Origin of the sequence: Brevibacterium mcbrellneri ATCC 49030 (genome assembly GCF_000178455.1) — a bacterium.
Lineage (GTDB): Bacteria > Actinomycetota > Actinomycetes > Actinomycetales > Brevibacteriaceae > Brevibacterium > Brevibacterium mcbrellneri.
On sequence record NZ_ADNU01000043.1, the window covers coordinates 1 to 26,258 of the forward strand.

The following is a 26,258-nucleotide window of genomic DNA, read 5'->3' on the forward strand; positions in this document are numbered from 1 at the left end:
GGAGCGTTGTATAGAACCGGTGCTGAACTGCTCCAACAACATCGTAGACAAAGTCGACTGGGCTCGCACTCCTGGCTAAACCGAGGATTACCAACTTGCCGCCCGGGGAAACTAGACTACGTAACCTTTCCAGCACCCCTTCACAATCGGGTAAGTGGTGAACCGTTGCTACTGCAGTGACAAGATCGAACTGCTGTTCCCCAAAGTCATGGATCATCACATCGCCATGCACCCACCTGATTCCATGCTCACGCCGACGCGCAATAGCTAGTACGTCATTACAGGCATCAATCGCCTTCACAATCAAGCCGCGAGCATTCAACGCTTGCGCCAATAGACTCTCACCACATCCCACATCGAGTGCGGTATGCACTGACGGTCGACAATGATCAAGAATCAGTTTGTGATAGTGCCGATTATGGTTCCAACCATCCTGCGTTGATTCTTCCACTCCGGATTCACGCTACCTGGTGCGGTCTATCGATTTAACCTGATCAGCAATCGCTTCGCTCTCTACTTCGAGGTTGTATTGCGACTGCAGATTGAGCCAGAACTGCGGCTCCACTCCAAAGTATCGCCCCAAACGCGACGCCGTGTCAGCAGTGATGGCGCGCTTGCCATGCACTATCTCGTTGATCCGCCTCGGTGGGACACCTATGGGCACAGAAAGCTTGTGCCACGTGGATGCCGAATTCTTCAATGAATTCCTCCGTCAGAATCTCTCCCGGGTGAGCCGGAGGGCGATTGTCGGTGGTAGTCAACCATCTCAGCCTCCTCTGGCCTCGCAATGGTGTAGTCACATGGAATATGCGATGTTGCGTGACCCCACTCACTCGCTTTAACCCGCGCTTGGTGTGAATCGAACGATGCTTGATCAGTGGATTGTTCTGACACATTCCATACGAGCGGGTCGTCAGATTGAGTGACCTCGAAGCGCAGACACCCGGGTTCATCACGAGAGAGCTCAACGTGCTTTGGAAGGAACCGTTCAACGCTCGAAACATCACTAACGTCCTTGCAGATCAGGGTGCCGTTCAGCTCGATCGTGCTCATAGAACACCTTCGCTAAAAGTCAGACGTTGTCACACATTAAACCAGAACTCCACTGCGTTCCGCAGCCAAGTAACCTGTGACGTCCTCATCACGCGTCGCGACGTTAGTTCTCGAACATAGGTTATCCTTGCACTAACTGGCCCCGCCCCAGCCATGAGCACATCTATGGCTAGTGGGCATAGTCGCCCGCTCCGATGCAGAACTACCCACTTGCGCCAATCGCCACTACCTAGTAGGTGAACATAATGACGACCAACGACGCAATCAACACTTCCGATACGCCCACAGATAAAGATCGGCAATCGCACCACGATGAACTCCATAAGTTTGTTTCATCCAACAAAACTAGTGTCCAACTGGCCACCAGCTACGTACTTGAATGCTTCGGTCGATCGCGCCGTGGAGCCATCGTCAACCGTCGGATCAATGAGTGGCTCGCGGAGAACCAATTGGAAATGTTCCCGGATATCAGTTCAGCCGACTATTACGGCGACGTCGAGATCCGACGCCTCTCCTCGGACTCCGAACCGCAAACGCCAAAGCCTGATATATCGTCAAACGAATCCGCCTCAGAGAAATCGGCAGTGGGTGGCTGGGTTTTGTCTTCCTTAAAGAGTGACGCCGATGAGCTAGATAGCCTTCAGTACGGGGACTCAGTAAGCGACGCGATTGAACTAATGCAACAACGAAATCGCACCAAGTTGCCACTCTTCTTCTCGAAGAACGACAGGTCGACTCTCATCGGTACGGTGACCATCTCGGACCTCACCTTTGACAAAGTATCCGACCAGACGAAACTTATTAATGTGGCCACAACCCAGGTTCCAGTAGTAGGAACGAATGAGAAGCTTTTCGACTGGGTCTCGACCATTCTTCAGCACGGATTTATCTACGGAAAAAACGCAAGAAACGAGATCGTACAGATCTACACTACGTGGGACCTAGCGACCCATCTAAACTCGATCGCCGCAATGTTCCTGCGCGCTAACGAGATCGAAGAGCTTCTACGGGGGGTTCTCGCGGATGTTCCGGAAGCGAAGCTCAAGAAGGCCATAGCCATAAAGAAGGGCCCACTGACAGACGTGTATATAGACACAGAACAAAGCATTACACTAACAAAGGAAGAAGTTGACGCCAGCGGGCCAGATGACTCCGAGAAGTCGTATGCGCAAAAGCTAACGTTTGCGGACTACATCAAGGCCGTAGCTGACGACACGATATGGTCTGAGGTGTTTCGCGTGGGTCGCATCTCCGACGAGGACAAGCCACGATGCATCCGAAGCCTGAACGATGCTCGCCTCGCACGTAACCGTGTGATGCATTTCAATCGATCTGAAATACCTGAAGACATGATTCCATCATTCGAGGCCTTGGCAGTGTGGTTGCGCCAGATAATGCAGTCGAAATCTTAGCGAGAGTCAACAGCTGAATCGCATTCTGAAGGCCCACTTCGAACCCTTTCCATATTGCACAGAGGAAATTGATCCCGCGGGCCAGATCCCTTCCCCCTCCAGGCAGAGTCAACGGATCTTCGGCGTTTTCGCTCAGCCGGATCCGGACGCATTCTCACAGTCAGTTACGGAACGAAAATAGATTCAGCACGGTTCCCACTGCCACCAAAACTCTTCCCGCCGAAGTTAATTACCAGCTTCTAACCGCCGGCGCAGCTCGACCTCGTCCTGATCACTAAGCCCTGCTAGCCTCTCGACACTCCGCTCTTCCTCGTACCGCATAGCGTCCGCCAGTGTCTCCTTCAACGGGCGAACGTGTAGTCCGGCTTCGTACGCGGCTTTACACTCGAGCAACGCGATGTTGCGCCACTGCGGGCCGGGGACCCACAACGGCAGCGACTTCGGTCCCATCCATGGGTTCACTTCGAACGCAAGTAGCTCTTCGTCGGGGACATGTCGCGCCGTCGCCCGCGATGCAGTGAGATCGCGGGAAATCGTATACACCTCCGCCAATGTGGCGGCGTGGCCGGTCGCGTTGAATGTTCCCTCCCGAGCGACCTCCGCAGATTCGACGATCCAGTCAGCCAGGTCCTCCGCATCGATCATGGCGATGGGGAACTTCGGGTCCGGAACAATGACATCGTCGCCCGTTGGGTGCGCGAAGCGCCACGGGTAGTAACCGCTGCGTCCTGTGCCATCACCGTAGCCTGCGATCAGACCGGGACGCACAATCATCACCGATCCACTGACAGCCCGATAAGCCGCTTCGCAGGCGGACTTGGCCGCCGGATACTGTTCCATGCTCTCCATGGCGTCGAGATCTAGCGGCTCGACCACAGGATCGGACTCGGCAGAGATTCTCCCCTGATCCGCGTACACGCTGCTCGAAGATACAAACACACGGTGCTTAGCTTGGAGTTTCGTGGCTGCGTCCCGCGCGTGCTTAGGCTGACTCGTCAGATCGACGACCGCATCCCAGGACCGCGTGGCAACCTTGTCATACGCATCTTCACGGTCACGGTCTGAACCAACAAACTCGACCCCAGCGGCTGGCTCCCCCGTGCCTCGTGCGAGGCACGTGACGCGGTGCCTCCGTGCAAGCGCAACACGTGCGATGTGTCGTCCAAGAAAACCTGTACCACCAAGCAACAAAATATCCATGCCACCAGTCAAGCATCGCGGCGCCTTTCGCGCGAGCGACTTCGCTCTCGGCATAGCCGGGCTAGATTCAAAGGTCAGAGCGGAACCAATCCCACCTGTTCTCCACTTGCAGCACTACTTCTGACGAGCAGGTTTATACGTTAAACCTGAACTCGACCACGTCGCCGTCGGCCATAACGTAGTCCTTGCCTTCCATACGGACCTTGCCGGCGGCTTTCGCCTCGGCCATCGAACCCAGTTCATCCAGGTCTTCAAAGGACACGATCTCAGCCTTAATGAAGCCCTTCTGGAAGTCAGGGTGAATGACGCCGGCCGCCTCGGGAGCGGCCCATCCCTTACGGATAGTCCACGCACGAGCCTCCTTGGGGCCCGCAGTCAGGTAAGTCTGCAAGCCAAGCGTGTCGAAGCCAACGCGCGCCAGCTTGTCCAAACCAGGCTCATCCTGCCCAGTGGATTCGAGCATTTCGGCGGCTTCTTCAGGATCAAGCTCAATGAGCTCCGCTTCAAACTTCGCGTCCAAGAAAATCGCCTCAGCTGGCGCAACGAGTTCGCGCATCTTCGCCTGCATGGCTTCGTCGGCCAGCGCGGGCCATCTGCGGAAAGATCGCCAAGACTCATCTGGAGGTCGCCCAGGCCGCGGACAAAATCGGCGTGAACAACGCGCCCTTCCGTGTCCACCGCTTTGTGCCGCGGGCCTCCGCCCCGATGCCGCTGCTGGGTGCTGTCGCGGCCACAACCAATCACATCGAGGTTGGCACCGGGGTCATCGACATGCGCTATGCAAACCCGCTCCACCTCGCCGAAGAGGCCGCATCGCTGTACCACATTTCCGGTGGCCGCGTGGCGCTAGGCGTTTCACGCGGCGCCCCCGAGGTGGCTGACCGCGGCTGGGAGGCCTTCGGCTACAAGGGCGAAGCTCCCAACGGCGCGGACGTGGCACGCGCCCACCTCGAGGCGTTCATGGCTTCAGTGGACGGCAACGGGTTCGCCACCGCCGCACCGCTGGACCGGCAGTACCCCAACATGTTCCATCCCGGCTCCGCCCTGCCGGTCTTCCCCATGGCGCCAGAGCTGCGCAAACACATTTTCTACGGCTCCGGCACCCACACCTCGGCGGAACAGGCCGCCAAGGACAGGCTTAACCTAATGTCCTCCACCCTGATTTCCGCGACCACCGCCGAGACCCTGGGCGAAATCCAGGCGGATCAGATCAGCCGCTACCGCGCCGCATGGAAGGAGGCGGGCCACGATTGGACGCCGCGCGTGTCGGTGTCTCGCTCTATCTTCCCCATCGTCGACGGCGCGGACATGCAGTTGTTCGGCATGCAGGCCTCCGGCTCCGACCAGGTGGGCACGCTGCCTGACGTCGGCGCCTCCACCTTCGGCCGCACCTACGCCGCCGTCATGTCCGCCGACACCCTGCTCATCACCATCCCCGCCGGGATGGGCGTGGACGTCAACGTGAATATCTTGGACAACTTCACCACGCATGTCGCCCCCGCGTTGGGTTGGCAGCCAAACCGCGAAAGCCCAGTTACCGGCTATCCCATCGCCTAATTCCCGCAGGTCGCAAGCTCTTCGCTTCAATGTCAGTTCAGTGTGTTTTGAATAGTTCAGTATTGGCTGTATAGTTCAGCACATGCTGACTATTGCTTCACGCCTCGATGTCATGAACCGGCTCGGCCGGGCCATGGCGGATCCGACGCGCTCCAGAATCCTGATGACTCTACTCGACGGCCCGAGCTACCCGGCTGTGCTTTCGCGCGACCTGGACCTGACCCGCTCGAACGTCTCGAACCACCTGACCTGCTTGCGTGACTGCGGCATCGTCGTCGCCGAGCCGGAGGGCCGCAAGACCCGCTACGAAATCGCCGATCCGCACCTCGCGGCAGCGCTCAAGGCGCTAGTGAACGCGACGTTGACTGTCGACGAAAACGCCCCGTGCATCGACCCTGAATGCTCGGTGCCCGGCTGCGGCGAGAAAGGTGCGGAGGCATGAGTTCAGCATGTGGATGCGAACACGAACCAGCCACGGAAATCGAAGATCTCGATCGGCCATGGTGGAAGGACCCCGAACTACTGCTACCGATCTTCTCTGGCGTAGCCCTCGGTATAGGCCTGGCGCTGGACTGGGCCGGATTGGAGACACCCGCGACAATACTGTTCTGGGTCGGCCTGCTGCTAGGGGCGTATACGTTCGCGCCTGGAGCGATCCGGAACCTTGTCACAAAGCGCAAGCTCGGCATTGGGTTGCTGATGACGATCAGCGCGGTCGGCGCGGTGATCCTCGGCTTCGTCGGAGAGGCCGCGGCTCTAGCGTTCCTGTACTCGATCGCTGAGGCACTGGAGGACAAGGCGATGGACCGGGTCCAGGGCGGACTGCGGGCACTGTTGAAGTTGGTGCCGCAGACCGCGACGGTGCTGCGCGACGGCACGGCGGTCGAGGTCGCAGCGAAGGACCTCGTGGTTGGCGAGCTGATGCTCGTTCGCCCCGGGGAGCGGATCCCCACGGACGGCATCATTCGTTCCGGACGCTCCAGCCTTGACACTTCAGCGATCACCGGAGAATCCATTCCGGAGGAGGTCGCACCCGGCGACGAGGTGCCCGCGGGAGCGATCAACTCCGCCGGTGTGCTGGAGGTCGAGACGACCGCAGCTGGAACGGACAACTCGCTGACCACACTCGTGGACCTGGTCGAGCAGGCACAGGCGGAAAAGGGCGACCGCGCCCGGATCGCCGACCGGATTGCCCGGCCCCTAGTGCCCGGGGTGATGATCCTGGCGGTGCTGGTCGGTGTGATTGGCTCGCTGCTGGGCGACCCCGAGACGTGGATCACCCGTGCACTGGTGGTCCTGGTCGCAGCGTCGCCGTGCGCGTTGGCAATCTCCGTGCCGCTGACGGTCGTGGCCGCGATCGGCGCGGCCAGCCAGTTTGGCGTGGTCATCAAGTCCGGCGCGGCGTTCGAGCGGCTCGGCGGCATCCGTCACCTGGCGGTGGACAAAACCGGAACCCTCACCCGCAACCAGCCCGAGGTTACCGGCGTAGTCCCGGCAGTGGGATTCGATCGGGCGCGGGTGCTTGCCTTCGCGGCGGCAGTTGAGCAGCAATCGACGCACCCCCTCGCCGCAGCTATCGTGGCAGCGGTGCCCGAAGCGCCCGACGCCCAGGACATCAGCGAGGAAGCCGGGCATGGCATCGGCGGCACCGTCGAAGGCCGACGGGTGCTGGTGGGTAGCCCCCGGTGGATCGACGCCGGGCCACTGAATGCAGACGTTAAGCGCATGGAGTCCGAGGGCCAAACCTGCGTCCTTGTCACCGTCGATGACGCCCTCGCCGGGGCGATCGGGGTCCGTGACGAGCTGCGGCCAGAGGTGCCCGAAGCTGTGCAGACCTTGCATGCTAACGACGTGAAAGTGAGCATGCTCACCGGCGACAACACTCGCACCGCCCGGGCGCTGGCTGAAATCGCCGGGATCGACGACGTGCGCGCCGAGCTACGCCCGGAGGACAAGGCAAGCATCGTCGCCGAGCTCTCCTCCAAGACGCCGACGGCGATGATCGGCGACGGCATCAACGACGCGCCGGCACTGGCGGGCGCGACGGTGGGTATAGCGATGGGAGCGACCGGCTCTGACGCCGCGATCGAGTCCGCTGACGTCGCCTTCACCGGCCACGACCTCCGGCTGATCCCGCAGGCACTGAAGCACGCTCGCCGAGGCAGCAGGATCATCAACCAGAACATCGTGCTGTCTCTGGCTATCATCATCGTGTTGATGCCGCTGGCGATCAGCGGCGTGCTGGGCTTGGCCGCCGTCGTGTTGGTTCACGAGGTCGCTGAAGTTATCGTGATTTTGAACGGCCTGCGGGCTGCGCAAGCGAAGCGCTGAGCCACACTTTCGTCCAGCGCGCTGGCTCTCCAATGCGGATCTTGGAAGGATCGAGCTGCTCAGGGACCAAGCGTCATCTCAAAACTTTTGATGCCGAGCTTTATCGACACGGCCCGCGACTACTTGGGCAGTGTGTTTGGCAAAGGGCCCAACACCCATCAGCGTTGCTGAGCCGTCCCCGGTCCAGTTGCCGTAACCGACCAGATGCAGATTCTGCACCGCAGGTTCGCGGCCACGCATGAGGTGCCGGAATGGGCCGAGAGCCGGACGGAAACCAGTGCACCAAATCAGGTGGTCGTGGTCGAGCTCGCTCAAGCTATCGAAGATGGGGGTAGCGCTGAGCTGACCGGAGTTGCGGAGCTCACGTAAATGAGGAAGCGCGACAATGTCCCCGAGGTTCGGTCCGGAATCGCCGCCGAGAATCCGGCGGCGGCTGCGCAGAAAGAGATCGCGGCCATCGACATCGTCAGGCATCCAGCGCGGTTGCTCACGTGTGAACCATGTGACCTCCGACCTCCCAATGAGGTCTGCGGCGATCTGGGCACCCGAGTTCGCCCCGCCGACCACCGCGACTTTCGCGCCGCGGAATGGTTCGGGACCAGGGTAGGTCGACGAGTGCCACTGGCGTCCCTGGAAGGTGCCGGGATAGTGGGGCACGAAGGGCGCGGACCACGTGCCGGTAGCCGCGATAACGTGTTCCGCTGTGAATTGACCGACGCTCGTACTGAGGTAGAACATCCCTTCCTCATGGGACACGCTGTGAACGTGCACTGGGCGCCTAACCGGGAGGTCATAGCGTTTTTCGTAGTTTTCCAGATAGTCGATTACATGGCTTGCCGGCGGGTACCCCGGGTACCGCGGCATAGGCCAGCCGGGCAGATTGGAGAACTCCGCGGCGGAGAAAAGCGTCAGTGAAGGCCACGTGTGCAACCACGCTCCACCGGGTTCCTCTTGGTTGTCTAGGACCAAGAAGTCCACTTTGAAGCGCCGCAAGTAGTACGACGTGGCTAGGCCGGACTGGCCACCACCGACGACGATGGCAGTGTGATGCTCCGTGGCGCTTCTCACCTCACCGGGCACATGCCCGCCCAGTCGTGTCTCGGCGAGCTCACCAACGGGAGGGAGCTTGTCAATGGTATTCAACAATCTCCGCCTCAGCACCCTGCGTTACACGTTGAACTTGAACTCCACGGCATCTCGTTGCAAAGTTACTCCCTCTCGTTAACACCATCAAAAGGAGTGTTATCCAATGAAAGCGTTCGGCCTCTTAAGCTCCGGGCATTACGCTTTCGGCAGCTAGCGCGGGCGATCTGCGGAAAAGATCGCCAAGACTCATCTGGAGATCACCCAGGCTGCGGACGAAATCGGCGTGAACAACGCGTCCTTCCGAGTCCACCACTTCGCGCTGCAGGCCTCCGCCACGATGCCGCTGCTGTGTGCTGTCTCGGCCACCACCAATCACATCGAGGTGGGCACCGGGGTCATCGACATGCGCTAGCGCATATCGGGGTTGTAGCGTTTGAGTCATTGACTCCCGTCGTCTACAAGTACCTACACACTTGATCGGTGCTGCACGTTTCAGGGTCCGGGTGCGCGGCGTCCTGTCTGAGATCCGCGATAGTGTCGCGTAGCACGGAGAGCTGCGCGATCTGCTGCTCGATCTCAGCGAGGCGCACGTCAAGCAGGTCGCGCACGTGCTCGCAGGGCGCATGGCCGCCGTCGCGGATGTCGAGGATCTGGCGGATCTGGGCGAGGGTGAGGCCCGCGGCCTGGCCGCGGTGGACGAAATCGATCCGAGCGACCATCTCGGGCGCATAGTCGCGGTATCCGGACGGCGTGCGCTCGGTCGGGGGCAGAAGGCCCTGTTCCTCGTAGAAGCGAAGGGTCTTCGCGGTAGTGCCCGCCCTCTCGGCGAGTTCTCCGATCCGCATTGCTGTCTCCCTCCGTGGCCGCGCTTGACCTTCCCCTGCACTGGAAGGTCCAGTATGGCTGAGACAGAGCAGAAAGCCAAGAGTTGACAGGAGCAGCGATGCCTACGAAGTACGATCTCGCCATCATCGGATCGGGAGGCGGCGCGTTCGCCGCTGCGATCCGCGCCAGCACGCTCGGGAAGTCGGTGGTGATGATCGAGCGAGGGACGCTCGGCGGCACCTGCGTGAACACGGGCTGCGTCCCGTCGAAGGCGCTCATCGCCGCGGCCGGCGCGCGGCACGTCGCCGTCGACGCCGCAACCCGGTTCCCCGGGATCGCGACGACGGCGGATCCCGTCGACATGCCCGCGCTGATCGCTGGGAAGCAAGCGTTGGTGGAGTCGCTGCGCGGCGAGAAGTACGCCGACGTCGCCGACTCCTACGGCTGGCAGGTCCTTCGCGGCGACGCCTCGTTCGTGGGCACCCCTGATGCGCCGGTTCTCGATGTTGCCAGAGCCGACGGAAGCGTCGAGACCATCGAGGCCCACCACTACCTGGTCGCGACTGGTTCTCGCCCGTGGGCACCGCCGATCGACGGCCTGGAGGAGACCGGATACCTGACCTCGACCACGGCGATGGAGCTGACGGAGGTCCCCGAGTCGCTGCTGGTGCTCGGCGGCGGCTACGTCGCCCTGGAGCAGGCGCAGCTGTTCGCCCGCCTCGGTTCGCAGGTCACGCTGCTCGTGCGGTCTCGGCTCGCCTCGAAGGAGGAGCCGGAGGTGTCGAAGGCGCTCCAGGAGGTGTTCGCCGACGAGGGCATCCGCGTCGTCAGCCGCGCAGTGCCCACCCGGGTCTCCCGCGGCACGGGAGGCGAGGCCGTCGTGACCGCCGCCGTGTCCGGCGGCTCGCAGGAGTTTCGCGCCGACCAGGTCCTGGTCGCCCTCGGACGCCGTCCCGTCACCGATGGCCTGAACCTCGATGCGGTCGGGGTGAATACCGGAGACTCCGGCGAGGTGGTCGTCTCCGACCGGCTGCAGTCCTCGAACCCGCGGATCTGGGCCGCGGGCGACGTGACCGGGCACCCCGAGTTCGTCTACGTCGCCGCCCACCACGGCACCCTCGTCGCCGAGAACGCGTTCGCCGACGCCGACCGGTCCGTCGACTACGCCCGCCTGCCGCGGGTGACGTTCACCGGGCCCGCGATCGGCGCGGTCGGGATGACCGAGAAGGACGTCCTCGCTGCGGGGATCCGCTGCGACTGCCGCGTCCTGCCCCTGCACCACGTGCCCCGCGCCTTGGTGAACCGCGACACCCGAGGGTTCATCAAGATCGTCGTGAACGCCGAGACGTACGAGATCCTCGGCCTGACCGCCGTCGCCAAGGACGCCGGGGAGCTCGCCGCCGCAGGCGTCCACGTGCTCGGCAGGACCGTCGCCGAGGTCGCCAACGCCTGGGCCCCCTACCTGACCATGGCCGAGGGCATCCGGATCGCCGCGAAGGCCTTCACCACCGACCCGTCGCTGCTGTCGTGCTGCGCATGAACGGCAACGCAGGCAATCGGGGAGATCTCATCCTGAAGAGATGCAGACGATGAGCGCCGATCAGGACCGCGACGAAGGGCGCGCCGGTCCCGTCGTCGCTGCAGGGACCGGGCTGCTCTTGCTGGCATGCTGCGCGCTTCCGTCGCTGCTCTGCTGCGGCCTGCCGTTCATCGCGGCGGGCGGAGCGGGAAGGAATCGTCGAAGCGCGCAAGGATAGATTGGAATCGACCACCCGCCGTTTGCTCGCGATGGATTCAGCCATCCGCGATGCAGCCAAACTGAGCAATCAGGTCTGGGTGACCAGCCCGATTCGCGCACACCACATCACCGCACACGCGAACAGTATTCACGACATCATCAACGCGTTCGCGCAGCATGTGCGGATGAATGTGGAGGATGCGGAACGTCTCCAGGTCCAGGGCCGGCGTCAATCTGTGATGTCGCGAGCGGGAGACACGGTCAATGCTGCGAATCGCGCCCGTCAGTCTGCGGTGGAACAGGCGCAGAAGGCCACCGAGAAAATTCGCGACATGAACGAAGACCGGCTGCTTGCGAAGGCCGCTGAAATCGAAGCCCGACGGGAGAAGGAGGAGCAAAAAGCGTTACGAGGATAATACTGAGGCTGGATCCCGGCCGTCGCGACGCGGTCTCCGCTTCCGCCGAGACGAGAAAGGGTTGTGGGCACCTAGGCTGGGCGGCATGAACGACCTGACCATAGCACCCGGCCCGGGGATCCCCGACGGTGCGGTCATCGCCGCCGCCGATCTCGCGGAGCGTTTCGCGAAATCGTCGGCTCCAGGCGGCCAGGGCGTCAACACGACGGACGGCAAAGTCCAGCTTTCCATCGATGTCGCCGAATACGCATCGCTTACCGACGCCCAGCGTCACCGTATCTCGCGCAACCTCGAGCACCGCCTAGACGGCTCCGTCTTTACCGTGACTGCGTCGACTCAGCGGTCTGTGTTTCGCTCCTGGTCCCCTCGCTTGCACCTGCGACACAGTCTCGTGCCCCCGGGCCGTAGCATTCGGGGGAGCACAATAGCCCCAGTCCTCATCACGTCCCGGGATCAAAGAGTTCATCGCAGAGGTTAAGCACTACACGTTAAACCGGAACTCGACCACGTCGCCGTCGGCCATAACGTAGTCCTTGCCTTCCATACGGACCTTGCCAGCGGCCTTCGCCTCGGCCATCGAACCCAGCTCATCCAGGTCCTCAAACGAGACGATCTCAGCCTTAATAAAGCCCTTCTGGAAGTCCGTGTGAATGACACCTGCCGCCTCGGGAGCGGTCCACCCCTTACGGATAGTCCACGCACGAGCCTCCTTAGGGCCCGCCGTCAGGTAGGTCTGCAAGCCCAGCGTGTCGAAACCAACCCTGGCCAGCTTGTCCAAACCAGGCTCATCCTGGCCGGTGGATTCGAGCATTTCGGCGGCTTCTTCCGGATCAAGCTCAATGAGCTCAGCTTCGAACTTCGCGTCCAAGAAAATCGCCTCAGCTGGCGCTACGAGTTCGCGCATCTTCGACTGCATAGCTTCGTCGGCCAGCCCGTCCTCATCAGTGTTAAACACGTAGATGAACGGCTTGGCAGTCATGAGCTGCAGTTCCTTGAGCTGGTCGACATCGATACCAGCCTTCTCTGCCCCCTGGAACAGCGTGGTGCCACCTTCCAGCAGCTCCTTCGCCTGGTCCATTGCTGCCAGGACATCCGGCTCCACAGCCTTACGCTTCACCTCTTTTTCAATCCGAGGTCGTGCGTTCTCCAGAGTCTGCAAGTCCGCAAGGATAAGTTCGGTCGAAATCGTGTCCATGTCGCCAGCGGGGTCTTTCGAACCCTCTACGCGCGTCACATCGGGGTCGCTAAACGCACGGGTCACCTGGCAGATCGCGTCAGCCTCGCGGATGTTGGCCAGGAACTTGTTCCCCAGCCCTTCACCCTCAGACGCGCCCTTCACAATGCCAGCAATATCAACGAAGCTCACGGTTGCAGGCAGGATCTTCTCTGAGCCAAAGATCTCAGCCAACCGGTTCAGTCGCGGGTCCGGGAGCGGAACCACACCCACGTTGGGGTCGATCGTCGCAAACGGGTAGTTCGCTGCGAGTACTTCAGCACGGGTCAAAGCGTTAAACATGGTCGACTTACCCACATTGGGGAGTCCCACAATTCCAATAGTTAAAGCCACGGGATGTAAGTCTAGTCGGTTGCGAACGCTAGGTTCTACCGCACTGGTCCAGCGCCCTTGGTGCGATGGCCTCGAGTGCATTTTTCCACGGGATTCTCTCCTGCTCCAAACGCACGTTACCTTCCGCTCGCACCCGCGCTAACGCCCGCTCCTCCGAACTAGTCAACCCCGCAACCGACCCAGTATGCGGCTTCGGCTCCTCTACCCACAGGTCGCGGTGAGCCACGAGCGTCTCAACGTCCATAAGTATCGAAACCGCGCCCGGCACCTGTTTTCTAAACTTTGCGAGAATAGCGAACCCATGACTATCCAGGTCACCCCAGTACACCACGCGCGCATTGCGTAACCACGGAAGCCGCGCAAGCAGGTCCACAGAATAACCGCCACCATGAATCACAACAGCTCCGGCACACCTCGGCATCGACAGCACCGACTCCAAGTTCTCAAACACGAACACTGTCTCCGGCTCAATCTCCATGCACGCTAACTCGTCAACGGGAGCCGTGACATCGCATAACGCCTCACACGGCGCGAGCTGAGGGTCCAAAAACCTCACGTGCAAACGAGGCTCCGGTTCAAGAACTGAAACGGCATCTTCCCTGCCATACGCCTTCAACAAGGCCGTCACCGCGGTTTTGTGCGTAGAAAACCACTTCGAGTCAACACCGCGAATAGGTAACTGCCGAGGTCGCAGCTGCCCCACCGGGTTGTCCCCTAACCATGTGACGACTTCGAGGACCCGGCCGAAATCTTCGTCGTTTAAGCCCACGAGGCGCTGTCCGTTCGCACGTATGGCCCCGGCGACCGTAGCAGAATCCCCGCACACCTCTCGAATACACGTAGCACGGTCTTTCATCCGCCTAAAACGCGACGCAGGTTCCCCACCAACAAAACGTGCAACGACCTCGGCGTCCTTCAACACAAACCGCACGGGCACACTTTGCCTACCTACCCGCGACCACGCCCGCTCTTCCCACGTCACAGCCCCCGCAAACTCAGGTTTATCACTCACGTGACGCCACTGAACGACCCAGTCAATGGCCGCCTGCTGATCGACAATTGCCTGTTTTTCCGTGGGCGGGTGGAGGGCAAACTTGATAGGCAAAAAACTGTCAGGCGAAGCAACCCACCCGGACATGTTCCGTTGAAGACGCTCCCGCAAAGTGGACCGCGCTTCCTCAACTCCGCGCATCACTGTCCCCTGCCGTGTGGCCTGACCAATCGATATTGGCAACCGTACTCAACTGCCTCGTGGGGTTATCAATCTCAGTCACTGCTCCCACATACGGTTCGATCGTCTGTAAGAGCTTCTGCGGGGTTGCCAACACCAAATGAAAACCAAACTCGACAAAAATATCCAGAGCCATCCGCGTGTACCTGGTATCTGCTTTGTCGAACGCTTCGTCCAAGATCACGGTGCCGTACAGGGGCACATCGTCGTCACGCTGTGCGAGCTGGTACCGCAACGCGGCCGCCAAGCAGAACACAACCAACTTTTGCTGCTGGCCACCTGACATGGCTGCCCCAGAGTCGTACGTTGCTCTCACCGTGCCGTGTTCGTCGACCTCATCGGCCAGGAACTTCACATGCGTTCGCGTATCCAAACACTGATTCCGCCACGCCTTGTCAACGTGCTCACCAGAGTCAAACCGCCGCATGATTTCTGCCAACACCGCGTACTTGCTTTCTGCGGTCTGCATATCTTGGTCATCCCAACTACCGTCCACGATCGTGCGGAGTTGCCCCATGAAGTCTTCAACAACAGCGCTCCGTTGGGTTTTCACGCGCAAGTGCAAAAATCGGGCCTCATCGAACGGTTTCCGCGCCAGGGCCGAATTAATGGGCACCACCCGGTCCCTGATTTCGTTGGGCGCGGACATGATTTCGTTCAGCAGCTCGCCCACCAAGTCCTGCGAACGCTCCTGCAACAACTTCCTAAACCGAGTCTCATACGTAGGCAGCCCGTTCGTGAGGATTTCGTCCAGAATCCGCAAGAACCCGGCCCGGTCTTCCACCCCAGGCATCAAATCGCTGGCAACCGCTTCCCACCGTTCTTTAAATTCGGTCGTCAGTTGCGTCACTTGATGCGAAGCCCGGTCAGCAGCATCCCGCGCTGTGTCTTTTTCTTTCTGTAGCGCTGTGGACACACGTTGACCCACCTCGTGAATGTTGTCCAAGCGGATGGCCCGCTTTTCACGTCGCAGCCGCTCTTCTAACCGCGTAGCCGTGTCTTCTGGCACGTCTTCGAGTTCGCCTGCCGCAATCCGCGCTTTGATCTCACCGGCTTTCTCTTCGCACACTGCCAGGTCGCGTTCGGCCATGCGCACCTCGTGCCTCGTGTCCTCCGTGGCGCTCCTTGCGGCGTCGTAGGCCGCCTTCGCTTTCTGCTCTGCTTGCACTGCCCGGCTGAGAGTCGCGTCTCCCGAGGTGAGAGTCCGCAAACGCTGTTCAATCGAGTCGACTTTCTTCTGACTTGAAACAGTGTCGTATTCCGCCCATGACCCGTCAAGGATGCTTTCAAGGCGACCTCGCCGAATATTGCGTTCCTGTTCTTGCCGGGTTGCCGCGTCCACAACCTCTTGGGCTGCGTTGAATTCCTCCTGTGCTTCTTTCAAACGGTCTGCGAGCGCAGAGAGTTTACCTGCACGGTCGCCCAGCACCCAGTGGCTACGGTCGTTGATGCCCCGGCGGTCATCTTTTTCGTAGCGCGTAGCCGAGGTTTTCATCTGCCCGCGGATCGTAACTGCCCGCGAGTGGTCCCCCAGATCGTCGGGAGTTTCTACACACACGTAGTTGTAGCGCACGGAAAGCGCCCACGAAACCCACGCGCCTACTGCTGAGTCTGCTATTTCGATGCGGTTGATGAGCGAGTCGCGGTGAAGCACCGGCTGCGGTCGTTCAATGCCGTCAGCAACTTCTTCGTAGACGAGTCGGCCACGTATTTCGTTGTTATCTACCCACTCGCGCACCGCTGGGAGATACTGGCTCCGCACCAGCATCGTGAGCGCAAACGGACGTAGAACCCGCTCAATCGCGCCCGTCCATTCTTTGAAGTGTGGTTTCACTTCAATGAGTTCCGCTGCGAACGGCATCGATTCGGCGGGAATCCCGATACGTGTTGCAATGGCTTGGCGCACACGTTGCAAGTTGTCTGGAACTGTTGAACCGGACTGCCGGAGCGTGCGTATCTGGGCCTCGATTTCACGAACGTCACGCCTCGCTTTCGCAAGCCGGTCATTGTCTTCGTAAGACGCGCCTACCGACTGCTCTTGAGACTTGGTTTCGGCAGCAATTTCCGTGTGGAGTTCAGCAAACTCGTCTGCGGTCTGTGGCATGCGCATGATCCCAACCGACTGCAGTTGCGCTTCGAACCGACGTCGCCGGTTTTCAGTTGCACTGTGATCGTTCCTGGCGCCGTCCAGTGTGGCCTGCAGGACTTCAACTTCTGCACCACCGCTTTGTCTAACAACCCGTGTAGCCGTGTCAAGTTCTGACTCCGCCCTACCTTCTTCCGCGCGATTCTCTTCGAGTTGCGCTCGTTTCTGCGCGAGCGTACGCCGTAAGTGCTGTTGCTGCTCGTTGAGCATCGCAAGTTCGCGCCGCTTTAAGAACGGGCTGAGTAAGTCGTTCAGAGTGTTGAGGTCAACATGTTTGGCCCAGCAGGTGTCGTACTCTTCCGAGGCGGTGCGCAGTTTGAGGAGAAGATCTCGCTGTTTCCGCAGTTCGACAACGTGCGCGTGAGCGTCCCGCAGGTCACCAAATTGCTGAACGGCAGTGTCAGCGATTTCGAACGTGTCCGGCACAGGCAGCATGAAATCGCGGAACAGCCGGTCAAGGTTGTCGAGGCTTTTTGCTGATTGTGTCCTGTGGAGGAGTTGCAGGGCAGATTCGTTTTCGATCCCGAACGCACGGCGTAACCGGGCATAAAACTTCGTGTGTGTGCCATTGGACGTGACGATAGCGGCGGGATGATCGGCTTTGAGTTTTTTGGTCTCCAACCCACCCGCGGCGTACTTTTGCAGGTCAATCAGGTCAAGCTCAGTCTCCTCAAGGACGCAAATATCGCCGAGGTCGCGCGCACTGACGCTGGACCCTTTGAGGAAGAAAAGGCGGGCGAGGCTCAGGGTCTTGCCCTCACCGTCGTGAAAGCGCAACACGATTCCGCTCCACGTAGAACTGGGTCGCAAATATTTACTCACAACCCGGTCTTGGTCGTCATCCGTGACTCTGGTCCACGCACCTCGGACGTAGCTGACCAAACTGCGTTGATCGGAACGCGAGGTTGACCCCTGTGCTGCCAAGTTAAATCGCAACCACTTGTCCGGGGTGAGCACACACGCGATCGCATCCAACAGGGACGACTTACCCGACCCAGACGGGCCGGTGATCAGGTGACCTTTGCGCGCAATATTGACAATGGAGATCTGCTTGTCGAACGTTCCCCAATTGGCCAGCTGCACTTGAGCCAGGCGCCACTGTCTGGGTTCCGCGTGCTCACTCACTGTGCCTCACCTTGCTTTTTTGACTTTTGATTTTCACGAGCGATTCGTTCATACGTCTCAGTGAGTTCCTTCACCCGGTCCTCATCAACGAGGAAACGCACGATCGGTGAAATCTCATAGCGGTCCTCACTCGCCTTGTGCAACACGCGCACAGTGTTGATCATCCGCCTCCACGAAGCGTTCAAGTTTCGCTGAAAGGTTGTTTCGTCACCTGTCCGGAACACTGAAAGCTGTTCGTAGATCTCACTCTGATCAACGATCACACGGCGAACACCTTGCGCGGCCAGCAACCGTTGGCGCAAAACTAAGAGCATGGCAGTGTCAAGAAACTTGAGGTTTTCAGCTCGTAGTGCGACCGGAGCTTGGATCTCATTGGTCACAACCCGCCGGGTGAACGCAAACGAAGCACTGTGGTCTATGACAAGGTCCACGAACACATCGTTCAAACGCGACCTAATCAAACCTTCATCTGCAACTAAAGCCGCCCACAACTGAGGTTTCTGTTCCCCTGAAACGTAGGGCCCCTTCAACAGTTCGAGAAGCACCCGGCGAGTGTCGAACGCCAGCTGTCCTTCGTCACCATTCCACAGACCACCGTCTACCGTGTCTTCACTCATGCACGGATCCTTTCGGTAAAGTGCCAACGCGCGACAGTGGCAGAGCGCGCCACGTCGTCCAATCCAACCCACTCCAGAGTGTCACTCTCACCTGGCACAGACTCACCGTGGTTGACCGCCAAGGACACCAACCCCACCACGCTGGCAACCCCCTGGGTGGCCGGAAACTGGGATAACACCTCGGCGACGGTCACCGGTCTGCCTTCTTCCACAGCCGCATTGACGTTGCCAACGAGCTCAACGATATCGATTTCAGACTCACGGGCCAGCGCAACCAAAGCGCGGTAGTCGACCTCAGTAGCCTCAGCAACACCTAGTTCGTCGCCAATGATGTACTCGTCAGGGTCGTGAAGCTGAATCTCACCCACACTCGTCATGCGCACTGAAGGCAACTCAAGCGTGATGCCAATGTCCGCCGTTGGTTTGCACACATCCGTAATGCTGGCGGCCTGCGACATCGCCTCCCTAGTGAGAGCCAGAAGCACCCGGTCTGTTTGAAACTCACGCGAAAACACATAGTTGCGCAAGCCTCGCGTGAACTCCGACAGTGTTTGTTGAACGTCCCGCGCCCCAGTCTTCATGTGTCGCATGAGCAGACGCAGAGCTTGCCGTTCATCGCGGTTAAGTTGTAGTGCGAAGTCCCGGTCCAAAATGCGCGAAATGTCTTCGTCAAAGGACGCGGCATGCTCCGGTTCCCGCAATAACGTAGCAAAGGCCGCGAACGTCCGGCCTTCATCGGATGACGCGATCAAGTCGACACCACGAAAAATCTCGTCAAGGACCCGCGACTGCGACTCGTCAGACTCCAGGATTGACACCCGCAACTCGTGATTGAGTTCCTCGAACCGCGCTCGCACTCGGGCAAAGTCACCCGGGAGCCCGGCTGCCTGTTGCAGAATATCGCTCACACGCTCACGCGCCATACGGTTATCCAGCATCGTCGTATCACCGTCGCCTCGGTGAATCAGCTCGATCTGCTGCTCGATGCGACGTTTCTCTGCCTCCAGCTGGCCGAGCCTGCGTGATTGGTCGGGGTCGGTCTCAAGGGCCAGGTTGTGGACGGCTTGCGAAAGGCTCACCAGCCGCGACTGCGTGGTGGTCTGGGGTGGGGTTCGCAGCTGGTCAAGAATGCGGATTGCGTCAAATCCGGCCGCGGACAGTTCGTAGATTTCACCCCGGACGGCTGTTGCGGGACGTCGCACCAGAATGCCTTTTCGGCGCCAGTCGTCACAGAATGCTTTTCCGCGCTTGTCACCTGTGTCAAAGTAATCGCGAAGCTCTTCAAGGTCCGCTTCAATTCGTTCGTGCAGTTCGTCTGTGGGCATCACAGCCCCTGGTTTCCCGAGGTGGGCGCCCAGGATTGCCGCCATGATGGGTAGGTTGTCTGCCCGGAGCATGCCCAATGCACTGTCGGACTCCATGAGGCGTTTAAACGCCAGGGCAGAGCTGAGCACACGCATAGTGACAGTATGACAAATCAGGGACGGTCATGAGCCGGATTTCTAATGTCTTGACTGTTAGTTAGACACAGTCTCTTTTTCGTGACAATGACACAATCAGAGCATGGTCACTTCTGCCATTCGTGAGCGGATCGCGCAACAGCTTCGCACGCACAAGGACACACTTCTTCCGGTCATCATTGACTACGTGCGTAAAGAGTGCCCGCTCTACATCGATGTCACGGACAGGGAGATAGAAGAGTCACTAGAACAAAACATCGAAATGTGCATCCGCGCAGGAGTGACCCGTACCGGAAACTCGGATTCGCACTTTCTCAACTGGGCGCAGATCTCACGATCCCGCTTCGAAAAATCAGTGCCCATGGAAGAAATCTTCCAGACTTACCGCTTCAGCATTGAGCTCATCGTCGCGGAGTTAATCGTTCTGCTCAACGACTCCGGGTGCACCGCAAGCGAACAGACATCTGCAATTACCAAGGTCTGGCAGTCGGCAAATGCGTACACGGTCAAACTTGCTCAGGTGTACAACCACCATCAGCACATGCAAGCCTCACAGGATCAAGCGCAAAAGGCGATACTTTTTGACGCAATCAAATCGGGGGCTCAGCTCGATCACCACGTGTGCCAGGCCGCCGATTTCTTCCAGCTCAATGACCGGACTCCCTACAGTTACTTCATCGTGGCAATCCCAAAGGGCTCGACGCTACCGGCACATGAAGTCTTACGGACTCTTGAGTCTCGCCTCACCAATGGACGTGGAGTGTGCATGGCTACCGGCTCAACCATCGAAGGGTTCTCAACCGATGCCATCTCTTTTCCTCACACAAGCATCGCGATTGGCCCACCACGAACCCTAAGCGAGCTCCACTACTCCTACAACGTGGCTCATCAGATCTCCCGCACGTCCGTGGGTCAAAAGCTGGGCACCCACTTCATTTCGGATGTTGGCTGGCGCGTCGCTGTTCTCTCACACCCCGAGGTGCTCCTCCCCTACAAAGAGAAGTATGTAACTCCGCTGGAGCGCTCAGGCGCGGACGTCTCGACACTTCTTACGTCACTTGAGGCTTATCTTGCCCACGATGCACATGCCACAGATGCCGCACGCATCCTGCACTGCCACCCAAACACACTCAGGTATCGAATCACGCGCTTTGAGGAATTGACGTCATGCTCGGTCGATCACTCTGAAACCCGCGTTGAGCTCGCCTGGCTGTTCGAAGCGTTAAAAGTGCACGAACTTCACCAGTTGTCATGACACACAAACACCGCCTGTAAGTTTTGTGCGTTGGGACAAGGTTTACAGGCGAAGTGACTCCTAGCATTGAGACGACGTTGATGTAGACGATCGATTGCAAAGGAGCAACCGTGAGAACCCTCTCGAGAAGCCTCAACATACTGGTTGAAAAACACTTACCAAGCGCGTTTCTTTTTGCGCTGATCCTGACAATTATTGCCGCAGCCATGGGCGTGTTTTTGGGTGGCGTCAGCGTCCCAGAGGTTGCCAACATGTGGTACGCCGGTTTCTGGAACTTCCTCGAGTTCGGTATGCAAATGGTGGTGGTTCTGGTCACCGGGTATGCCCTGGCCAAAGCGCCTTTAGTCAACCGGCTCCTGGCTAAGTTCGCCACCATCCCGAAAACCCAATTCGCCGCCCTAACAGTAGTGATGGTTGTCTCTGCGATTCTCGGAATCATCAGCTGGGGACTGGGCTTTGTGGGCGGAACCATCATCGCGATCGAAGTAGCGAGCGCACACAGACAGCTGATTTCCGCCTCCTGGTCGCCTCGTCATACTCAGCGATCATCGCTACGCAGCCCATGTCTCTAGCGCTCACAGCGCCTCTTCTCGTGAACACGCCGGGCCACCCGCTCGAAGAGAAAATCGGCTTGATCCCGGTGACAGAAACAATCTTTAGCCCCACCATGCTACTGGTGTCGATTGTGGGTTTCCTTGGCATCTATGCGGGCTTCGCTTTTATGGCACCCAAGCCCAACGAGATCATTCCACTGAACGGAGACATCGCCGAACCACCTGCAGATCCAAAGCCTCAGACCGCAGCCGAAAAAATCGACAACAGCATCATCGTTAACACCATTGTTGTCGTATTCGGAATCCTCGCCATCAGCCTCTACTTCATCGCCAACGGCTTCAACCTCGAACTCAACATCATGAACTTCATCTTCCTGGTGGTTGGAATTGGGTTGCATGGTAGCCCGGCAAAGTACGCGAAATGCATCACTGACGGCATCCCTGCCGCTTCCGGAATTGTCCTCCAGTTCCCGTTCTATGCGGGCATCATCGGAATCATGGCTGGCTCTGGCCTCATCGTCATGATCGGTCAGTGGTTCGCTTCCATCTCCACCGAAGCGACGTTCCCACTTTTCACGTACATCGCCGCGATGATCGTCAACATCTTTGTTCCATCTGCCGGTGGCCAGTGGCAGGTGCAGGGGCCGGTCATGATTGAAGCGATCCAAAACATGAACATTAACCCTGCCACCATTGTGAACGCCGTTTCCGTTGGTGACATGACGACCAACCTACTCCAGCCGTTCTTTGTGCTCCCCACCCTGGGTCTGGCAAAACTGGGCCTCAAAGACATTTGGGGATACTGCATGACCGCAATGCTCATTTTGATGGTCATTTCCGGAACATTTTTCCTCCTCGTACCCGTTCTAGGATGGTGATACACGTGACTGACAACACCCCGACCCAGTTCTGGTCCCCCACCCAAGAATCCATTGACCGGAGCCAACTCGCGCGCTTCACACGGTTTCTCAACGATTCATACGACACCGCTTTCGACCTCGGCGACTACCAGGCACTGCACACGTGGTCTGTTGAGCACAGCGACCGCTTTTGGTCAGCTGTATGGGAATACTTCGACGTTCGCGGGCAACGCTCCGAAACACCAGTGACGCAAACCGTAAGTGACACAGAAACCACGTGGTTTAGTGGCTCACAGATCAACTACGCTGAGAACATTCTGCGCTGGACCCACGAACGCCCGGATTCTCCCGCACTCATTGGTCTCCACGAAACAGCGCAACGCGAAGAGATCAGTTGGAAAGAACTCGCAGGCCAAGTAGGTGCGCTCGCACAGCATTTCCGCTCCCGAGGTGTCCGCCCAGGTGACGTTGTTTGCGCAGTTTTGCCGAATACCCCCCAAACGGTCGTTGCTCTCCTAGCCACCGCATCCGTTGGAGCGATCTGGACCGTGGTCAATACAGACTTTGGTACCCACGGAGTCAAAGAACGCTTTGAACAACTCCAGCCAAAAGTACTCCTCACAACCGACAGTGTTCACTTCGGAGGCAAGGTCGTTGACAAAACACCGCAGCTCCCCGAACTTCTCGAAGCACTACCCACTGTTGAACATCACGTGCTCGTCGACACAGACGTAGACAGTGACGAAACATTGCCAGCAGCCTCTGCCCGTTTAAGCGACATCCTCGCGTCACCCCAAGAACCGGATTTCACCCGAGTGGAGTTCAATTCGCCCTTGTGGGTTCTCTATTCTTCTGGAACAACGGGTAAGCCCAAGGGAATCGTGCACTCTCACGGCGGTGTCGTGCTTGAGTCACTCAAAGCGAACGCGCTTCAATACGATGTCCGCACCGGCGACCGTACACACTTTGCGGCTTCAACCACGTGGGTCATCTGGAACATGATGATCGCGACACTCTTCGTGGGAGCGACCGTCGTCACCTACGACGGCTCCCCTGCCCACCCAGATGCTCTTCAACATCTGAAGATTGTGTCAGAGGAACAGGTTGCCTTCTTTGGCACGGGTGCCGCCGTTTTAACCATGGGAGAAAAGTCTGGCCTGTCTCATGCCCACAACTGGGACTTCTCACATCTGCGATTCGTACTCTCAAGCGGTTCGGCACTCCCGCCTACAACATGGAAATGGCTCCGGAAACAGATCGGAACGGACTTTCATCTGGGTTCCGACTCCGGTGGCACCGACATCGCTACCGGCATCATTGGTTCAAACCCGTGGGATAAACAAAACGTCGGGGAACTTCAGGGCCCCTACCTGGGTGTTGACGCGCGATCCATTGGGCCTGACCAGGAAACCGTCACTGATGAAGTTGGCGAACTCATTATTGCCAACCGGATTCCGAGTATGCCCATCTACCTGTGGGGCGACACCGACCGGTCCCGCTACACCGAAACCTACTTCTCTACCTACAAAGGAATTTGGCGCCAAGGAGACTGGGTAACAAACACCTCAGCGGGAGGGTGGATTGTGCACGGCCGCTCAGACTCGACCATCAACCGAGGTGGAGTGCGCATGGGGTCTGCCGATATCTGCCGGGTTGTCGACGAAGTCGACGGAGTCACGTCTTCCATGGTCATTGGCGCAGAACTCAAAAACGGCGGCTACTACATGCCCCTGTTCGTTGTTACAACGCGTGATGAGGCTGAACACGACGAGTTAGAAAAAGAGATTGTGGCTGCGATCCGGCAAAAGGTGTCTCCGCGGTATGTGCCCGATGCCGTCATCTTCGCACCTGATGTGCCCCTCACGCGGACCGGCAAGCTCATGGAGGTTCCGGTTAAGCGCCTGTTCCAAGGGGCCTCGCCCGACTCGCTGAACCGCACGGCCAGTCAGAATCCCGAGGTGCTCGACTGGTATTCGGAGCAGGCCACCAAGTTCGCACAATCGGAGGACTGACGTCCAGACTGGAAATCAAAAACTGTGTCAGTGCCTCATGGCACAGTGAGAACATGAGCATTTCAGTTGTCGCCGTAGTGTTTGCGGCACTTATTCTGGGCCTTGTTGCCGGGGCCGTGTTGGGTCTTTTAGCAGGCTCAGCACGGGCACGGTCACGTTACTCTGTTGAACTTGCACAAGCTCAAACAAAAACAGAGCTCCTCACCGAACGAACTGCCAACCTCGAAGCAGACGCAGCTATCGCCGCTGAGCTCACCGCCGCAGTTGGCCCTCTCGCCGCGAGCGTGCGTGATCTCAAGGCTCACATGCACAAGCAAGACCACGAACGAATCGACCAGATCGCTCGGCTGTCAGAAAACATCACGTCCCTGACACAACAAAACGCTCGACTCCACGCATCAACCACACAACTGTCAAACGCTCTACACTCCACGTCCGCGCGTGGTGACTGGGGCGAAGTACAGCTCAAACGCATCGTCGAATACTCCGGCCTACTCCCCCACGTCGACTTCGACACTCAAGTCTCCACGCAGCACGGTCGCCCCGACATGGTCGTCCACCTCCCCGGCGGAGGCACCATCGTCGTCGACGCGAAAGTCCCACTTTCTTCCCGGCTCAGCGAGAACAACAAGGAATCAGCCAAACAGCACGCTCAAGCGCTTCTTCGACACGTCGACGCACTCGCCAGCAAAACCTACTGGAAATCCTTCGACCAGTCCCCCGAATTCGTCGTGTGCTTCATCCCCACTGACGGCCTCCTCTCCCACGCCGCCGCCACCTACCCGGCACTCATCGAACAAGCACTCAGCAAAAACGTCGTCATCGCCTCACCCTCAACCCTGCTCGTGCTCCTCAAAACAGTCGCACTCAACTGGCGCCACTACAACATCTCCACCTCGGCAGCCCAAGTCCTCAAACTGGGCACCGAACTCTACGAACGCACCGGACTTCTCACCGAGCGACTGACAAAACTTGGCACCGCACTCGACCGCGCCACCCAGGAATACAACAGCTTCATCGGATCATTCGAAACCAGATTCCTCGTCACTGCTCGCAAACTCACCCACACCGGAATCACCAACACACAACTCGACGAACTCAACGGCATCACCACCCCCACCCGCAACATCACTGCACAAGAACTCGCCTACCCCACCAGCCCAGAAACCCTGCCACAGCACCGCGACACAGGAACGTGACCTGCCACGCACCTGCTCCAACCAACGCACCTACCGCGCGCAAAAAGGCGCCCCCGAAAACTCGGAGGCGCCTCTAGAAAAGCTATACCTATTAGGCCTCAGTTCCAGAAGAGGTCCGCGAACCCAACTCTGCGTCCAAACGCAACAGGCCGTTACCATCGTCCCCAGCCAAAACAAGCTGATCCACGATCTCACCCACTGTTGCTTCTTCCTCAATCTGTTCATCTAAGAACCAGTTGAGCAGCGGACGTGAATCCAAGTCGCCTTGAGCATCGGCCGCACGGTACAGCTCACGAATCGCTTCGCTCACCTTCTGTTCGTGCGCCAAAGCAGCCTTAAAAAGGTCCAACGGCTTCACATCAACACCCACCTTGGGCGCCGGAATGTCGCCGATCTGCACATGACCCCCACGGTCAACCACGTGGTCAATGAACTTGTTCGCGTGCACAATTTCCTCATCGGCCTGCGCCCGCAACCACTGCGCCATGCCCGGAAAACTCTGCACATCCGCGACAACCGCCAACTGGCGATACGTCATCGATGCCTCAAACTCCAAGGTGATCTGCTCGTTAAACTTCGCTTCCAACGCGTCAGCAAGCTTCATGTTTCCTCCT

The 26,258-nt window shown here is 58.9% G+C and carries 21 protein-coding genes and 3 pseudogenes; 11 read left to right on the forward strand and 13 right to left on the reverse strand.

Translation table 11 applies throughout. From position 1 onward, the window contains the following. From HMPREF0183_RS12825 to HMPREF0183_RS07005, 3 genes and pseudogenes are all read right to left on the reverse strand, one after another. The coding region (locus HMPREF0183_RS12825) for a class I SAM-dependent methyltransferase (protein WP_040348508.1) at positions 1 to 451 on the reverse strand (451 nt) is incomplete at its 3' end. Positions 452 to 463: 12 nt separating this feature from the next. Next, positions 464 to 761: pseudogene (locus HMPREF0183_RS12545) on the reverse strand (HigA family addiction module antitoxin). Next, positions 697 to 1,053, reverse strand: coding sequence for a putative quinol monooxygenase (locus tag HMPREF0183_RS07005; protein WP_005884398.1), 357 nt, complete (start codon positions 1,051 to 1,053; stop codon positions 697 to 699). Before HMPREF0183_RS07005 ends, HMPREF0183_RS12545 begins: the two are co-directional and overlap by 65 nt. Positions 1,054 to 1,298: 245 nt before the next feature. Here HMPREF0183_RS07005 and HMPREF0183_RS07010 point away from each other — a divergent pair, with 245 nt between their 5' ends. Continuing rightward, on the forward strand, positions 1,299 to 2,465 hold the full coding sequence (locus tag HMPREF0183_RS07010; RefSeq protein WP_005884400.1) for a CBS domain-containing protein: 1,167 nt from the start codon (positions 1,299 to 1,301) through the stop codon (positions 2,463 to 2,465). Between the two features lie 225 nt (positions 2,466 to 2,690). Here the strand turns inward: HMPREF0183_RS07010 and HMPREF0183_RS07015 are convergent, their stop codons facing one another. Both HMPREF0183_RS07015 and HMPREF0183_RS07020 read right to left on the reverse strand, forming a co-directional pair. Beyond that, on the reverse strand, positions 2,691 to 3,665 hold the full coding sequence (locus HMPREF0183_RS07015; protein WP_005884402.1) for an NAD-dependent epimerase/dehydratase family protein: 975 nt from the start codon (positions 3,663 to 3,665) through the stop codon (positions 2,691 to 2,693). A gap of 133 nt (positions 3,666 to 3,798) precedes the next feature. Further along, positions 3,799 to 4,248, reverse strand: a pseudogene (locus tag HMPREF0183_RS07020) (DUF933 domain-containing protein); the annotation flags it as partial. A 68-nt stretch (positions 4,249 to 4,316) separates the two neighbouring features. Here HMPREF0183_RS07020 and HMPREF0183_RS07025 point away from each other — a divergent pair. The 3 genes from HMPREF0183_RS07025 (at position 4,317) to HMPREF0183_RS07035 (ending at position 7,553) form a co-directional block, all read left to right on the forward strand. Continuing rightward, positions 4,317 to 5,222, forward strand: a complete 906-nt coding sequence (locus tag HMPREF0183_RS07025; RefSeq protein ID WP_245527133.1) for an LLM class flavin-dependent oxidoreductase — start codon at positions 4,317 to 4,319, stop codon at positions 5,220 to 5,222. Positions 5,223 to 5,304: 82 nt separating this feature from the next. Next, positions 5,305 to 5,664 carry a Cd(II)/Pb(II)-sensing metalloregulatory transcriptional regulator CmtR gene (gene cmtR, locus HMPREF0183_RS07030; RefSeq protein WP_005884408.1) on the forward strand — a complete coding sequence of 120 codons (360 nt, stop codon included), beginning with the start codon at positions 5,305 to 5,307 and terminating at the stop codon, positions 5,662 to 5,664. Continuing rightward, complete coding sequence (locus tag HMPREF0183_RS07035; RefSeq protein WP_005884410.1) at positions 5,661 to 7,553, forward strand: heavy metal translocating P-type ATPase; 1,893 nt, start codon at positions 5,661 to 5,663, stop codon at positions 7,551 to 7,553. The genes cmtR and HMPREF0183_RS07035 overlap by 4 nt, the downstream gene beginning before the upstream one ends. A gap of 78 nt (positions 7,554 to 7,631) precedes the next feature. Here the strand turns inward: HMPREF0183_RS07035 and HMPREF0183_RS07040 are convergent, their stop codons facing one another. After that, the gene (locus HMPREF0183_RS07040) at positions 7,632 to 8,696 is read right to left on the reverse strand and encodes an NAD(P)-binding domain-containing protein (protein ID WP_245527134.1); all 1,065 of its coding nucleotides are present in this window, start codon (positions 8,694 to 8,696) and stop codon (positions 7,632 to 7,634) included. Positions 8,697 to 8,889: 193 nt separating this feature from the next. On the opposite strand from HMPREF0183_RS07040, the gene HMPREF0183_RS13285 reads away from it, so the two are divergent. Continuing rightward, positions 8,890 to 9,051 (forward strand): monooxygenase, encoded by a 162-nt coding sequence (locus tag HMPREF0183_RS13285; RefSeq protein WP_483458286.1) that lies wholly within the window; start codon positions 8,890 to 8,892, stop codon positions 9,049 to 9,051. Between the two features lie 43 nt (positions 9,052 to 9,094). Here HMPREF0183_RS13285 and HMPREF0183_RS07050 read toward each other — a convergent pair whose 3' ends face one another. Next, entirely contained in the window at positions 9,095 to 9,484 is a 390-nt protein-coding gene (locus tag HMPREF0183_RS07050) for a heavy metal-responsive transcriptional regulator (protein ID WP_005884416.1), read from the reverse strand. Between the two features lie 98 nt (positions 9,485 to 9,582). Between HMPREF0183_RS07050 and merA the strand changes: the two genes are divergently transcribed. After that, the gene (gene merA, locus HMPREF0183_RS07055) at positions 9,583 to 11,004 is read left to right on the forward strand and encodes a mercury(II) reductase (RefSeq protein WP_005884418.1); all 1,422 of its coding nucleotides are present in this window, start codon (positions 9,583 to 9,585) and stop codon (positions 11,002 to 11,004) included. A 218-nt stretch (positions 11,005 to 11,222) separates the two neighbouring features. Beyond that, complete coding sequence (locus HMPREF0183_RS07060) at positions 11,223 to 11,618, forward strand: hypothetical protein (RefSeq protein ID WP_211205328.1); 396 nt, start codon at positions 11,223 to 11,225, stop codon at positions 11,616 to 11,618. Positions 11,619 to 12,099: 481 nt separating this feature from the next. Here the strand turns inward: HMPREF0183_RS07060 and ychF are convergent, their stop codons facing one another. From ychF to HMPREF0183_RS07090, 5 genes are read right to left on the reverse strand one after another with little or no spacing between them, the layout of a single operon-like run. Continuing rightward, the gene (ychF, locus tag HMPREF0183_RS07070; protein ID WP_005884427.1) at positions 12,100 to 13,185 is read right to left on the reverse strand and encodes a redox-regulated ATPase YchF; all 1,086 of its coding nucleotides are present in this window, start codon (positions 13,183 to 13,185) and stop codon (positions 12,100 to 12,102) included. 28 nt (positions 13,186 to 13,213) lie between these two features. Then, positions 13,214 to 14,377, reverse strand: coding sequence for a Wadjet anti-phage system protein JetD domain-containing protein (locus HMPREF0183_RS07075; RefSeq protein WP_005884429.1), 1,164 nt, complete (start codon positions 14,375 to 14,377; stop codon positions 13,214 to 13,216). Next, on the reverse strand, positions 14,364 to 17,687 hold the full coding sequence (locus HMPREF0183_RS07080; RefSeq protein ID WP_005884431.1) for an ATP-binding protein: 3,324 nt from the start codon (positions 17,685 to 17,687) through the stop codon (positions 14,364 to 14,366). Before HMPREF0183_RS07080 ends, HMPREF0183_RS07075 begins: the two co-directional genes overlap by 14 nt. Next, positions 17,684 to 18,304 carry a DUF4194 domain-containing protein gene (locus tag HMPREF0183_RS07085; protein ID WP_005884433.1) on the reverse strand — a complete coding sequence of 207 codons (621 nt, stop codon included), beginning with the start codon at positions 18,302 to 18,304 and terminating at the stop codon, positions 17,684 to 17,686. Before HMPREF0183_RS07085 ends, HMPREF0183_RS07080 begins: the two co-directional genes overlap by 4 nt. Then, a complete protein-coding gene (locus tag HMPREF0183_RS07090; protein WP_005884435.1) occupies positions 18,301 to 19,764 on the reverse strand; it encodes a DUF3375 domain-containing protein in 1,464 nt (487 codons plus the stop codon). The genes HMPREF0183_RS07085 and HMPREF0183_RS07090 overlap by 4 nt, the downstream gene beginning before the upstream one ends. A 103-nt stretch (positions 19,765 to 19,867) precedes the next feature. Here HMPREF0183_RS07090 and HMPREF0183_RS07095 point away from each other — a divergent pair, with 103 nt between their 5' ends. From HMPREF0183_RS07095 to HMPREF0183_RS07110, 4 genes and pseudogenes are all read left to right on the forward strand, one after another. Beyond that, positions 19,868 to 21,019: a helix-turn-helix domain-containing protein gene (locus HMPREF0183_RS07095; RefSeq protein WP_005884437.1), complete on the forward strand. Its 1,152-nt coding sequence runs from the start codon at positions 19,868 to 19,870 to the stop codon at positions 21,017 to 21,019. A 110-nt stretch (positions 21,020 to 21,129) separates the two neighbouring features. Further along, positions 21,130 to 22,451 (forward strand): annotated as a pseudogene (locus HMPREF0183_RS07100) (short-chain fatty acid transporter). Between the two features lie 5 nt (positions 22,452 to 22,456). Continuing rightward, positions 22,457 to 24,445 (forward strand): acetoacetate--CoA ligase, encoded by a 1,989-nt coding sequence (locus HMPREF0183_RS07105; protein ID WP_245527135.1) that lies wholly within the window; start codon positions 22,457 to 22,459, stop codon positions 24,443 to 24,445. A 53-nt stretch (positions 24,446 to 24,498) separates the two neighbouring features. Next, positions 24,499 to 25,644 (forward strand): DNA recombination protein RmuC, encoded by a 1,146-nt coding sequence (locus tag HMPREF0183_RS07110; protein WP_005884445.1) that lies wholly within the window; start codon positions 24,499 to 24,501, stop codon positions 25,642 to 25,644. A 91-nt stretch (positions 25,645 to 25,735) separates the two neighbouring features. Here HMPREF0183_RS07110 and HMPREF0183_RS07115 read toward each other — a convergent pair whose 3' ends face one another. Further along, entirely contained in the window at positions 25,736 to 26,248 is a 513-nt protein-coding gene (locus tag HMPREF0183_RS07115; protein WP_005884446.1) for a ferritin, read from the reverse strand. Positions 26,249 to 26,258: the final 10 nt, after the last annotated feature.

Coding starts and splice junctions, on each gene's coding strand:
- HMPREF0183_RS07075 (WP_005884429.1), bottom strand. CDS start 14,377: ATGCGCGGAGTTGAGGAAGCGCGGTCCACTTTGCGGGAGCGTCTTCAA.
- HMPREF0183_RS07010 (WP_005884400.1), top strand. CDS start 1,299: ATGACGACCAACGACGCAATCAACACTTCCGATACGCCCACAGATAAA.
- HMPREF0183_RS07035 (WP_005884410.1), top strand. CDS start 5,661: ATGAGTTCAGCATGTGGATGCGAACACGAACCAGCCACGGAAATCGAA.
- HMPREF0183_RS07110 (WP_005884445.1), top strand. CDS start 24,499: ATGAGCATTTCAGTTGTCGCCGTAGTGTTTGCGGCACTTATTCTGGGC.
- HMPREF0183_RS07115 (WP_005884446.1), bottom strand. CDS start 26,248: ATGAAGCTTGCTGACGCGTTGGAAGCGAAGTTTAACGAGCAGATCACC.
- merA (WP_005884418.1), top strand. CDS start 9,583: ATGCCTACGAAGTACGATCTCGCCATCATCGGATCGGGAGGCGGCGCG.
- HMPREF0183_RS07090 (WP_005884435.1), bottom strand. CDS start 19,764: ATGCGTGTGCTCAGCTCTGCCCTGGCGTTTAAACGCCTCATGGAGTCC.
- HMPREF0183_RS07085 (WP_005884433.1), bottom strand. CDS start 18,304: ATGAGTGAAGACACGGTAGACGGTGGTCTGTGGAATGGTGACGAAGGA.
- cmtR (WP_005884408.1), top strand. CDS start 5,305: ATGCTGACTATTGCTTCACGCCTCGATGTCATGAACCGGCTCGGCCGG.
- HMPREF0183_RS07095 (WP_005884437.1), top strand. CDS start 19,868: ATGGTCACTTCTGCCATTCGTGAGCGGATCGCGCAACAGCTTCGCACG.
- HMPREF0183_RS07050 (WP_005884416.1), bottom strand. CDS start 9,484: ATGCGGATCGGAGAACTCGCCGAGAGGGCGGGCACTACCGCGAAGACC.
- HMPREF0183_RS07015 (WP_005884402.1), bottom strand. CDS start 3,665: ATGGATATTTTGTTGCTTGGTGGTACAGGTTTTCTTGGACGACACATC.
- HMPREF0183_RS07005 (WP_005884398.1), bottom strand. CDS start 1,053: ATGAGCACGATCGAGCTGAACGGCACCCTGATCTGCAAGGACGTTAGT.